The organism is Mycobacterium sp. ABE4_509, from assembly GCF_056160785.1.
The window spans coordinates 1-11,367 of sequence record NZ_JBSWXU010000049.1; the positions used below are offsets into that span (position 1 = coordinate 1).

Genomic DNA, 11,367 nt, shown 5'->3' on the forward strand with positions numbered 1-11,367 from the left:
GCGCCGGTCCCCGCGGCACCGGCCTGCGGCGACCCGAACGCCGTCGTGGCGTCCCTGACGACGCGGGACAAGCTGGCCCAGTTGCTCATGGTGGGGGTGACCGGTGCCGCCGACGCGCGCGCGGTGGCCGACACCCACCACGTCGGCGGGATCATGATCGGCAGCTGGACCGATCTGTCCATGCTCTCCGACGGCTCGCTGGCCGACATCGCCGCCGGCGCGGGGCCGCTGCCGCTGGCGGTCAGTGTGGACGAGGAAGGCGGCCGGGTGTCGCGGCTGTCGGGTCTGATCGGTTCGCAGCCCGCCCCCCGCGTGCTGGCCCAGACCAGCACCCCCGAGGAGGTCCGCCAGATCGCCGCCGAGCGCGGCCGCCAGATGCGCAACCTCGGCATCACCGTCGACTTCGCGCCCGTCGTCGACGTCACCGGCGCGCCGGACGGCACGGTGATCGGGGACCGCTCGTTCGGGTCGGACCCGACCGTGGTCACCGACTTCGCCGGCGCCTACGCCCAGGGCCTGCGCGATGCGGGCGTCCTGCCGGTGCTCAAGCACTTCCCCGGCCACGGCCGCGCCTCGGGGGACTCGCACACCGGGGGCGTCGTCACCCCGCCGCTGGATCAGCTGCTCACCGACGATCTGGTGCCGTACCGCACGCTGGCCGCGCAGGCGCCGGTCGGTGTGATGGTGGGCCACATGCAGGTCCCGGGGCTGACCGGCAGCGAGCCGGCCAGCCTGAGCCCGGCCGCCTATGCGCTGCTGCGCTCGGGTGACTACGGCGGCGTGCCGTTCAACGGGCCGGTGTTCACCGACGATCTGTCGGGGATGCGCGCGGTCAGCGACCGGTTCGGGGTGCCCGACGCGGTGCTGCGCGGGCTGCAGGCCGGCGCCGATGTGGCGCTGTGGGTGAGCAGCGGCGAGGTGCCCGCGGTGCTGGACCGCCTCGAGGAGGCGGTCGCGGCGGGCGAGTTGACGCTGCCCAACGTCGACGCGTCGGCGCACCGGGTGGCGGCGATGAAGGGCCCGTCGCCGCGCTGTGGCGGCTGATTCGTCATCTGCTGCTTACCCTGGGGTAGGGAGGACGTCGCCTTTCCGCCCGGAAAGGCCCGCTCAGGAAGGCTCAGGCATGGCAGGTGGTACCAAGCGGTTGCCCCGTGCCGTGCGTGAGCAGCAGATGCTCGACGCCGCCGTGCAGATCTTCTCGGTGAACGGCTACCACGAGACCTCGATGGATTCGATCGCGGCCGAGGCGCAGATCAGCAAGCCGATGCTGTACCTGTACTACGGCTCCAAAGAGGAACTGTTCGGTGCCTGCCTGGACCGGGAGTTGCGCAGGTTCGTCGATGAGGTCCGCGACAAACTCGACTTCGACGAGCCGCCCAAGGATCTGCTTCGGCACGCGGTGCTCGCGTTCCTGCGCTACATCGACGAGCATCGGGCGTCCTGGATGGTGCTCTACACCCAGGCGACCAGTTCCCAGCGGTTCGCCCACACCGTGCGGGAGGGCCGGGAACGGATCATCGACCTGGTCGGCCGTCTGCTGCGCACCGGAACCCGGTTTCCCGGCCCGCACACCGACTTCGACATGATGGCCGTCGCGCTCGTGGGGGCGGGTGAGGCGGTGGCCTCGCGGGTCAGCAGCGGCGACGCCGACGTCGACGAGGCCGCCGAACTGATGATCAATCTGTTCTGGCGGGGTCTCAAGGGCGCCCCGTCCGACGGTGCGCCGTCGGAGGCCGACCTGGCCGCTCGCGGCCACTAGGGCGTGAGCGGGGCGACCTTCGCGGTCAGGTGCGGGTACCCCTTCTTCAGGTGCCGCAGGGTCAACTCCCAGCCGGGCCCGTCCCGTTCGACGTACAGCCCCGCCCGCGCGGGCAGCACCACCGGCTTGGCGAATCGCACCGAATACGACACCGCGTCGGGCAGCTGCCCCTCGATGTTGGCCAGCACGGCAGCGGCACTGAACATTCCGTGCGCGATCACCGTCGGGAATCCGAACAGTTTGGCGGCCACCGGGTTGGTGTGGATCGGGTTGTGGTCGCCGCCGACCGACGCGTAGTGGCGGATCTCGCCCGGGGTGACGGTCAGCACCGCGTTCGGGGGTCCCAGCCTGGGTTGTTTCTCCGGCGGTGGCTTCGGCTCGTCGGACAGGCTGGTCCGCTGCTGATGCAGGAACGTGGTCACCTGGTTCCAGGCGGTGTCGTTGCCGACCTTGACGTCGGTCACGATGTCGACGAGCAGGCCCTTGCGGTGTTCGCGCAGGTTCTCGGCGTGCACCGCCACGTCCACGGTGTCGGCGACCGAGATCGGCCGGTACTGGGTGATGTGGTTCTCCAGATGGACCGAACCCATTGCCGCGAACGGGAAGTCGAAGCCGGTCACCAGCGACATCACCGTCGGGAACGTCAGCGCGAACGGGTATGTCAGCGGGACCGCGTCGCCGAACCGCAGGCCGGTGAGGTGGGCGTAGGCGGCGACGTGATCGGGATCGATGGGCAGATCGGTGACGGTCAGGGTGCGGGTGGGCAGGCTGTCGCCGCGCGGCACGAACGGCAGTGCACCGGCCGCGGCGCGCAGCAGATTCTTCAGCCCGGACGGCTGTGCGCCCTCGCTCATGTCCCCTCGATTCGCTCGCAAGCTTCGCTCATGTGTCTCACGCCCCCAGCATGGCCTGGCCGCAGACCCGGATTGTGTTTCCGGTGACGGCGTTGGAGGCCGGGCTGGCGAAGTAGGCGATGGCTTCGGCGACGTCGACCGGTTGGCCGCCCTGGAACAGCGAGTTCAGCCGGCGGCCCACCTCCCGGGTGGCCAGCGGAATCGCCTCGGTCATCTTGGTCTCGATGAACCCGGGCGCGACCGCGTTGATGGTGATGTCCTTCTCGGCGTACACCGGGGCCAGCGCATCGGTCAGCCCGATCATGCCCGCCTTGGTGGCCGCGTAGTTGGTCTGTCCGCGGTTGCCGGCGATACCGGCCATCGACGACAGCCCGATGATCCGGCCACCCACCCCGATGGTCCCGTTGCCGACCAGTCCTTCGGCCAGCCGCATCGGGGCCAGCAGGTTCACCGCCAGCACGCTGTCCCAGCGTGCTTCGTCCATGTTGGCCAGCAGCTTGTCCCGGGTGATGCCGGCGTTGTTGACCAGGATGTCGAGCTTGCCGCCGTAGTGCTGGTCGACGTGCTCGGTGATGCGGTCGATCGCGTCGGCGGCGGTCACGTCGAGGGTCAGCGCGGTGCCGCCGATCTTGGTGGCCAGTTCGGCGAGTGCGTCGGCCGCGCTGTCCATATCCACGGCGATGACCTGGGCGCCGTCGCGGGCGAAGACCTCGGCGATGGTCGCCCCGATGCCGCGGGCGGCGCCGGTGACCAGCGCGATCCGGCCGTCCAGCGGCCGGTCCCAGTCGGCCGGTGGTGCGGAGTCCGCGGAGCCGACGTGGAACACCTGACCGTCGACGTAGGCCGACTTCGCCGACAGCAGGAAGCGCAGGGTGGACTCCAGGCCGGTGGCGGCGGGCTTGGCGGCGGCGGAAAGGTAGACCAGGGCGACCGTGGAGCCGTGGCGCAGTTCCTTGCCCAGGGATCGGGTGAAACCTTCCAGTGCTCGCTGCGCGGTTCGCTCGGGGACCGAATCGGTTTCCTCGGGGGTGGTGCCGACGACCACGACGCGGCCGTTGTGGCCGAGGTTGCGCAGCACCGGTGTGAAGAACTCGTAGAGCTCTTTGAGCCGGGCGGGCTCGGTGATGGCGGTGGCGTCGAACACCAGGCCGCCGAACGAGTCGGCCCAGCGACCGCCGAGGTTGGCGCCGACGACCTCGTAGTCGTCGGCCAGCGCGGCCCGCATCGGCTCGGCGACGCGGCCGTCACCGCCGATCAGCAGGGAACCGGGGAGCGGTTCCTGGCCGGGGCGGTAGCGGCGCAGCGGTTCGGGCTGCGGGACGCCGAGCTGGCGGGCCAGGAAGGAGCCCGGGCCGGAGTTGACGACTTGGGACAGGAGATCGGAAGCCACAGCGCTGCCTTTCGCAAGAGTCGAGGTGCACGGATTTTCGTGCCGCGTTGGTCACGGCTGGGTGTTGGGTACCCGACTGTCGTGTCGATCACGAACTTACTCCAGAGTAAGAACGGTGGGTAGTATGACCCTCGACACCTCAACGATCCTCGCGACGCCGGGAGGCAGACGTGGCTGACAGCAAGATGACCCGCCGAGTGGCCATCCTCGGAGGTAACCGGATTCCGTTCGCGCGTGCCGACGGCGCCTACGCGCACGCGTCCAACCAGGACATGTTCACCGCCGTGCTCGACGGTCTGGCCGAGCGCTTCGGCCTCGAGGGCGCCAAGCTCGACGCGGTGATCGGCGGCGCGGTGCTCAAACACAGCCGGGACTTCAATCTGATGCGCGAGTGTGTGCTGGGCAGCGCGCTGTCCTCCTACACGCCGGCGTTCGACCTGCAGCAGGCCTGCGGAACCGGGTTGCAGGCCGCCATCGCGGCCGCCGACGGCATCGCGATGGGTCGCTACGAGGCCGCCGCCGCCGGTGGCGTGGACACCGCTTCGGACCCGCCGATCGCCTTCGGGGACAACCTGCGCCGGGTGCTGCTGGGGCTGCGCCGGTCCGATTCCAACCTCGACCGGCTCAAGCTGGTGGGCAAGCTGCCCGCCTCGGTCGGGGTGGAGATCCCGGTCAACAGCGAACCGCGTACCGGTATGTCGATGGGCGAGCACGCCGCCATCACCGCCAAGGAGATGGGCATCAAGCGGGTCGACCAGGACGAACTGGCCGCGGCCAGCCACCGCAACATGGCCGCCGCCTACGACCGCGGATTCTTCGACGATCTGGTCAGCCCGTTCCTCGGGCTCTACCGCGACAACAACATGCGTGCGGACTCCTCACCGGAGAAGCTGGCCAAACTCAAGCCCGTGTTCGGGGTGCGCAACGGCGACGCGACCATGACGGCCGGCAACTCCACGCCGCTCACCGACGGCGCGTCGGCGGCCCTGCTGGCCTCCGAGGAGTGGGCGGCGCAGCGGTCGATTCCGGTGCTGGCCTACTTCGTGGACGGGCAGACCGCCGCGGTGGACTACGTCAACGGCCGCGACGGGCTGCTGATGGCGCCGACCTACGCCGTGCCGCGCCTGCTGGCCCGCAACGGTCTGACCCTGCAGGACTTCGACCTCTACGAGATCCACGAGGCTTTCGCCTCGGTCGTGCTGGCGACGCTGGCCGCGTGGGAGTCCGAGGAGTACTGCAAGGAGCGGCTCGGTCTCGATGCGGCGCTGGGCTCCATCGACCGCGCCAAACTCAACGTCAACGGGTCGTCGCTGGCCGCCGGGCATCCGTTCGCCGCGACCGGCGGGCGCATCGTCGCCCAGATGGCCAAGCAGCTGGCCGAGAAGAAGGCCGAAACGGGCCGCCCTGTGCGCGGGCTGATCTCCGTCTGCGCCGCCGGCGGCCAGGGCGTCACGGCCATTCTGGAGGCCTGAGAAATTTCTTCCCGGCAGCTGTAACGCCCCGCTGTGGGCGGTCGATACATGGGATAGCTCCGTGTTGCCGTCTGACCCCCCGACCCGACGGCAACACGGGGTTTTTCCTTTCGGGTCTAGAGTCCAGGGCATGCAGATCAGCATGTTCGGTCAGCTGTCCGGCCTCGGTCCGGGGTCTCCGATCGACGCCACGGTGGAGTTCCTCAGCCAGCTGCGCGACGAGGGTTTCGGCCGGGTCTGGATGAGCCAGCTGCCCTACGAGCCCGACCTGCTCACGGTCGTGGCGATCGCGCTGCGCGAGGTCGGCACCATCGAGGTGGCCAGCGGTGTGGTGCCGATTCAGAACCAGCACCCGATGCAGATGGCGCAGCGGGCGCTGACCGTCAGCCTGGCCTCCGGCGGGCGGTTCGTGCTGGGCTTGGGGATGACCCACGCCGCGGTCACCGAGGGCATGTGGGGTATCCCCTGGGACAAACCGGTGCGCCGGCTCGGCGAGTATCTCGACGGTCTGCTGCCGCTGCTGGCCGGGGAGCCGGCCGACGCGGTCGGGCAGACGGTCACCACCCGCGGCGCTCTGATGATCCCGGGCGCTGCGCGTCCGGAGGTCTACATCGCCGCGCTGGGGCCGCAGCTGCTTCGGCTGGCCGGCCGCCGCACCGCGGGGACCTGCACCTGGATGACCGGCCCGAAGACCCTGGGCGGGCACGTCAGCCCGACCCTGCGTCAGGCGGCGGCCGATGCGGGGCGCTCTGAGAGTGCGGTGCGAGTGGTCGCGGCGCTGCCGGTGGCGGTCACCGACGATGTGGACGGGGCGCGCAAGCAGGCGGCCGAACAGTTCGCGATGTACGGCACGTTGCCTTCGTACCGGGCCATGCTCGACCGGGAGGGGTATTCGGGTCCGGAGGACGCCGCGATCATCGGTGACGAGGCCACCGTGCGCGACCGCCTGGCCGAAGTGCGCGGCGCCGGGGTGGACGAGTTCGTCGGCGCGCCGTTCGACGGCTCCGCCGAAGGCCGGGCCAGGACCCGAGCGCTGCTGCTCGCGTGCAGTTCAGACGGCTGAAAACCAACCCTGGTGTGATCGGTGTCACAGGCGTAGCATCGCTGACACGACGGGTTCGGGAGTGACCATCCAAGAGCCGTGCAAGGGATGAAAGCCGGCCGCGCACCATGAAGAAGACGCGCCCACTGTCCTCCCGAACCCGCCCTTTTCTGCCGGCATCCCAGGGTTTTCCGCGAATGGGTCGCCGGTGTGCAACGCAAGACGCCCCCGGGAAGAGTCCGGGGGCGTCTCGGTCGGAGCGGACGAAGGGCGCGGAAGGGTTAGAACGCCGCCTCGTCGAGCTCCATGATCTCGTTGTCGAGGTTGTCGATGATGGACCGGGTGCTGGTGAGCTGCGGCAGGAAGTTCTTCGCGAAGAAGGACGCCACCGCGACCTTGCCCTCGTAGAAGGCGCGGTCGTCGCCGCTGGCGCCGGCGTCGAGTTTCTCGATCGCCACGGCCGCCTGCTGAGCCAGCAGCCAGCCGATCACCAGGTCGCCGACGCTCATCAGGAAGCGCACCGAGCCCAGGCCCACCTTGTAGATGCTGGCCTGATCCTCCTGCGCGGCCATCAGGTAGCCGGTCAGCGTGGCCGCCATGCCCTGGACGTCCTCCAGCGCGGTGGCCAGCAGCGTGCGCTCGGCCTTGAGCCGGCCGTTGCCGGTCTCGGCCTTGACGAACTCCTCGATCTGGCCGGCGACGTGGCCCAGCGCCACACCCTTGTCGCGGACGATCTTGCGGAAGAAGAAGTCCTGCGCCTGGATGGCCGTGGTGCCCTCGTACAGGGAGTCGATCTTGGCGTCACGGATGTACTGCTCGATCGGGTAGTCCTGCAGGAAGCCGGACCCGCCGAAGGTCTGCAGGCTCTCGGTGAGCTTGGCGTAGGCCTGCTCGGAGCCGACACCCTTGACGATCGGGAGCAACAGGTCGTTGACCTTGACCGCCAGCTCGGGGTCGATGCCGTGCAGCGTCCTGGCGACCTCGGCGTCCTGGTGGGTCGCGGTGAACAGGTACAGCGCCCGCAGACCCTCGGCGTAGGCCTTCTGGGTCATCAGTGACCGGCGCACGTCCGGGTGATGGGTGATGGTGACGCGCGGAGCGGTCTTGTCGGTCATCTGGGTCAGGTCGGCACCCTGGACCCGGCTCTTGGCGTACTCCAGCGCGTTCAGGTAACCGGTGGACAGCGTGGCGATCGCCTTGGTGCCCACCATCATGCGGGCCTGCTCGATGACGTCGAACATCTGCGCGATGCCGTCGTGCACGTCACCGACCAGCCAGCCCACCGCGGGGGTGCCGTGCTGGCCCAGTGAGAGCTCACAGGTGGCCGAAACCTTCAGGCCCATCTTGTGCTCGACGTTGGTGACGAAGGCGCCGTTGCGCTCACCGGGCTCACCGGTCTCAGGGTCGAACAGGAACTTCGGCACGAAGAACAGCGACAGGCCCTTGGTGCCGGGGCCGGCGCCCTCGGGGCGGGCCAGCACCAGGTGCATGATGTTCTCGAACAGGTCGTCGGAGTCGGCGGAGGTGATGAAGCGCTTCACCCCGTCGATGTGCCAGGTGCCGTCGGGCTGCTGGACAGCCTTGGTGCGTCCGGCGCCGACGTCGGAACCCGCGTCGGGCTCGGTGAGCACCATGGTGGCGCCCCAGCTGCGCTCGGCGGCCAGCACGGCCCACTTCTTCTGCTCGTCGGTGCCGTTCTTGTAGAAGATCTCCGCCATGCCCGAGCCCATCGCGTACATGTAGGCCGCGGGGTTGGCGCCCAGGATGTGCTCGATCAGGGCCCATTGCAGCGAGCTGGGCATCGGCATGCCGCCGAGCTCCTCGAGCAGACCCACCTTGTCCCAACCGCCCTCGAGCAGCGTGCGCATCGACTTCTTGAAGCCTTCGGGCAACGTCACGGCGTGCGTCTTGGGATCGAACACCGGTGGGTTGCGGTCGCCCTCTTCGAAGGACTCGGCGACCGGGCCCTCGGCGAGGCGGGCCATCTCGCCCAGCATCTCGGTGGCGGTCTCGACATCGAAGTCGGCATAGGCGCCCGAACCGAGGACCTTGTCGACGCCGAACACCTCGAACAGGTTGAATACCTGGTCACGGACATTGCTCTTGTAATGGCTCACGGGGTTTCCTCCTCATCGAGAACGCCACTTGTGGTTGGGTACTCCGGGATAAGTTACCCACCAGTAACTGCGCCTAACTATACCGGCTGGTAACTTCAACGCAAGACGACTGCGGCCAATTTCTACTAGCTAACCAACCCAGCGGTTGGCCGAGGCCGCGAATCGCCCTGAATACCGGCTGTGAGCAGCAATTTTACCTGCTTGTGATGATGGTCACGTCCAAGCCGATATGGTGTTCGGATGCAGACGGATCTCGGGGTCGCGGTGTGGGGAACCGGCAATATGGGCGCCACCTCGATCCGGTCCCTGACCGCCTTTCCGGGGCTGCGGCTGACCGGCGTCATCACCTCCTCGCAGGACAAGCAGGGCCGCGACGCCGCGTCGTTCGCCGGACTCGACTCCGACACCGGCATCGCTGCCAGCACCGATGTGGACGCGGTGCTGGCCGGCTGCGATGCGGTCGCCTACATGGCTTCCGGCGATGTGCGGCCCGAGGAGGCGATCGGCGACATCGAGCGTTGTCTGCGCACCGGCGCCCACGTGGTCACTCCGTCCCTCTACTCGCTCTACGACCCGCGCTCGGCACCGCCGGACTGGGTGCAACGCCTCACCGCGGCCGCCGAAGCCGGCGGCGCCGCACTGTTGGTCAGCGGGGTGGATCCCGGCTGGGCCAACGACACGCTGGCGGTGCTGGCGGCGGGGCTGTGCACCCGCATCCGGACCATCCGCTGCCAGGAGATCTTCGACTACTCCACCTATGACCAGCCACATGCGGTTCGGGTGCTGTGCGGCTTCGGGGCGCCGATGGGACCCGACGACCCGGTCCCGATGATGCTGGCGCCCTCCATCCCGACCATGGTGTGGGGCGGCAACATCCGGCTGATCGGGCGCGGTCTGGGCATCGAGATCGACGAGATCACCGAAGAGATCGAGCGACGCGGCCTGGAGAAGTCGGTCGACACCGTGATGGGCGGTTTCGACGAAGGCACCCAGGGTGCGTTCTTCCTCAAGGTGGTCGGCTGGTCGGAAGGTCAGCGGCGCGTCGTCGTCGAACACATCACCCGCATCCACCCGTCCTGCGCGCCGGACTGGCCCCAACCCGACGACGCCGGCACCGGCGGCGCCGGTGACCACCGGGTCATCATCGACGGAGATCCACAGTTGACGATCGTGGTGCGCGCCGACGTTCCCGGCGGCACCCGCGCCGACGGCGGCAACACGACCGCGGCCAACCGGCTGCTCGGCGCGATCTCCTGGCTGGCCGGACAGCTGCCGGGCATCTACGACGGGCTGGACGTCCCGCTGCACCCCGCGCTGCCCTCCGCGGTGGAGGCCGGGCGCTGGGCCAGCCCCGCCGGCTGAGGCTACTTGTGGGCCAACTGCTTGTTGGCCAGCCGGGTCAGCCAGCCCGGGGAGAACCGCGACGCCAGTGCCAGCGCCTTGGCCGGCCGCCCGACCGGATAGTGCACCTGGTGCAGGATCCGCCGTAGCCGGGGCGCATCCACCGCGGCGACGATGTCGTCGGCGATGTCCTGCGCGGTCAACCGGATGCCCAGCGACTGCGTGGTGCCGGTGGAGACGCCCTGCGTCATCGCGGTGTTGACGAACAGCGGCCACATGTCGATGACCCGGATGCCATGGCCGGCCCACTCGATGTCGAGGGCCTCGGTGATGGCTCTGATGTAGAACTTGGTGGCGCTGTAGTTGGCCAGTTCGGCCTGGCCGTAGATCGCCGAGGCCGACGCCAGGTTGATCACCGTCGCCCGAGGGGTGGACCTGAGGTGCGGGAACGCCGTGTGCAACCCGTTGACCACGCCCTTGATGTTGACGTCGATGTCGCGATGGTGCACCGCCAGCGGGATGTCTTCGAAGGCGCCGGCGCTGAGCAGGCCGGCGTTGTTGATCAGCACGTCGAGCCGGTTGCCGGCGGCGGCGACGAACTCGCCGATCCGGGTGGACATCTCGGCTGCATCGGTGACGTTGAGATGACCGACGACCCCGGCGCCGCCGGACGCGCCGATCTCCTCCTCGAGGGTGCGCAGCCCGTCCTCGTCGATGTCGTAGCCGCCGACGAAATAGCCCAGGCGCGCGAAGTTCAGCGCGGTCGCCCGGCCGATGCCTGTCGCGGCACCGGTGATGAACACCGATTTCCTCACCGGAATCTCCTTGTCGTCACATGTTGAGTTGCCAGACCGCGAAGTTGAGCGACAACGCGAACGCGCTCCAGACCAGGTAGGGAACCAGCATCGCACCGGCGATCCTGTCCACCCACCAGAACGCGACCACCGTGCCGATCAGCACCAGTAACAGCGCACTGAGCTCGAAGAACGCCACCCCGCGCCAGCCCAGACCGAAGAACAGCGGCGTCCACGCCGCGTTGAGCACCAGTTGCACGGTGTAGAGCACCAGTGCCCGCCGGCATCGCGGCGACGGCCCGGCCCGCCACACCAGCCAGGCGGCGACCGCCATCAACAGGTAGAGCACCGTCCAGGTCGGGCCGAACACCCAGGACGGCGGCGCCCAACCGGGTTGCTCGAGGCGTCCGTACTCCTCGGCGGCGCTGGCGGTCGCCAGCCCGCCGAGAGCCGAGGCCACGACCACGGCGAGCACCGAGATCGCCAAGGCGAACAGCGATTTCGAGCGGGTACGCGCGCTGTCGGCCACCATGGTCTGTCACCGTACCGCAGCACCCCGCCCGGAAGATCTGATCATTCGGTGACGGGGAGCGGTCCA

General features: G+C 69.0%; 10 protein-coding genes. 5 read left to right on the plus strand and 5 right to left on the minus strand.

Going from position 1 to position 11,367, the window contains the following annotated elements; all coding sequences use genetic code 11:
• Both ACXAID_RS12850 and ACXAID_RS12855 read left to right on the plus strand, forming a co-directional pair.
• Window positions 1-1,044 (plus strand): glycoside hydrolase family 3 N-terminal domain-containing protein (locus ACXAID_RS12850; RefSeq protein ID WP_475022604.1); only part of this gene is annotated, 1,044 nt, incomplete at its 5' end.
• Window positions 1,045-1,123: 79 nt separating this feature from the next.
• The gene (locus ACXAID_RS12855) at window positions 1,124-1,759 is read left to right on the plus strand and encodes a TetR/AcrR family transcriptional regulator (protein WP_475022605.1); all 636 of its coding nucleotides are present in this window, start codon (window positions 1,124-1,126) and stop codon (window positions 1,757-1,759) included.
• Here the strand turns inward: ACXAID_RS12855 and ACXAID_RS12860 are convergent.
• The gene (locus ACXAID_RS12860) at window positions 1,756-2,613 is read right to left on the minus strand and encodes a MaoC/PaaZ C-terminal domain-containing protein (RefSeq protein WP_475022606.1); all 858 of its coding nucleotides are present in this window, start codon (window positions 2,611-2,613) and stop codon (window positions 1,756-1,758) included. The two genes, ACXAID_RS12855 and ACXAID_RS12860, sit on opposite strands and share 4 nt — an antisense overlap.
• 37 nt (window positions 2,614-2,650) lie before the next feature.
• The gene (locus ACXAID_RS12865) at window positions 2,651-4,003 is read right to left on the minus strand and encodes a 3-oxoacyl-ACP reductase (protein ID WP_475022607.1); all 1,353 of its coding nucleotides are present in this window, start codon (window positions 4,001-4,003) and stop codon (window positions 2,651-2,653) included.
• A gap of 185 nt (window positions 4,004-4,188) precedes the next feature.
• On the opposite strand from ACXAID_RS12865, the gene ACXAID_RS12870 reads away from it, so the two are divergent.
• Complete coding sequence (locus tag ACXAID_RS12870; RefSeq protein ID WP_475022621.1) at window positions 4,189-5,475, plus strand: acetyl-CoA C-acetyltransferase; 1,287 nt, start codon at window positions 4,189-4,191, stop codon at window positions 5,473-5,475.
• A gap of 130 nt (window positions 5,476-5,605) precedes the next feature.
• Window positions 5,606-6,538: a TIGR03564 family F420-dependent LLM class oxidoreductase gene (locus ACXAID_RS12875; RefSeq protein ID WP_475022608.1), complete on the plus strand. Its 933-nt coding sequence runs from the start codon at window positions 5,606-5,608 to the stop codon at window positions 6,536-6,538.
• 260 nt (window positions 6,539-6,798) lie between these two features.
• On the opposite strand, the gene ACXAID_RS12880 is transcribed toward ACXAID_RS12875, so the two are convergent.
• The gene (locus ACXAID_RS12880; RefSeq protein WP_475022609.1) at window positions 6,799-8,634 is read right to left on the minus strand and encodes an acyl-CoA dehydrogenase; all 1,836 of its coding nucleotides are present in this window, start codon (window positions 8,632-8,634) and stop codon (window positions 6,799-6,801) included.
• Window positions 8,635-8,874: 240 nt separating this feature from the next.
• Between ACXAID_RS12880 and ACXAID_RS12885 the strand changes: the two genes are divergently transcribed.
• Window positions 8,875-9,996: an NAD(P)H-dependent amine dehydrogenase family protein gene (locus tag ACXAID_RS12885; protein WP_475022610.1), complete on the plus strand. Its 1,122-nt coding sequence runs from the start codon at window positions 8,875-8,877 to the stop codon at window positions 9,994-9,996.
• A gap of 2 nt (window positions 9,997-9,998) precedes the next feature.
• On the opposite strand, the gene ACXAID_RS12890 is transcribed toward ACXAID_RS12885, so the two are convergent.
• The gene (locus ACXAID_RS12890; RefSeq protein ID WP_475022611.1) at window positions 9,999-10,790 is read right to left on the minus strand and encodes an SDR family oxidoreductase; all 792 of its coding nucleotides are present in this window, start codon (window positions 10,788-10,790) and stop codon (window positions 9,999-10,001) included.
• A gap of 16 nt (window positions 10,791-10,806) precedes the next feature.
• Window positions 10,807-11,301: a TspO/MBR family protein gene (locus ACXAID_RS12895; RefSeq protein WP_475022612.1), complete on the minus strand. Its 495-nt coding sequence runs from the start codon at window positions 11,299-11,301 to the stop codon at window positions 10,807-10,809.
• Window positions 11,302-11,367: the final 66 nt, after the last annotated feature.

Bases quoted from the DNA above. Each gene is read 5' to 3' on its own strand.
- ACXAID_RS12895 (WP_475022612.1), bottom strand. From the start codon at position 11,301: ATGGTGGCCGACAGCGCGCGTACCCGCTCGAAATCGCTGTTCGCCTTG.
- ACXAID_RS12885 (WP_475022610.1), top strand. From the start codon at position 8,875: ATGCAGACGGATCTCGGGGTCGCGGTGTGGGGAACCGGCAATATGGGC.
- ACXAID_RS12855 (WP_475022605.1), top strand. From the start codon at position 1,124: ATGGCAGGTGGTACCAAGCGGTTGCCCCGTGCCGTGCGTGAGCAGCAG.
- ACXAID_RS12875 (WP_475022608.1), top strand. From the start codon at position 5,606: ATGCAGATCAGCATGTTCGGTCAGCTGTCCGGCCTCGGTCCGGGGTCT.
- ACXAID_RS12870 (WP_475022621.1), top strand. From the start codon at position 4,189: ATGACCCGCCGAGTGGCCATCCTCGGAGGTAACCGGATTCCGTTCGCG.
- ACXAID_RS12860 (WP_475022606.1), bottom strand. From the start codon at position 2,613: ATGAGCGAGGGCGCACAGCCGTCCGGGCTGAAGAATCTGCTGCGCGCC.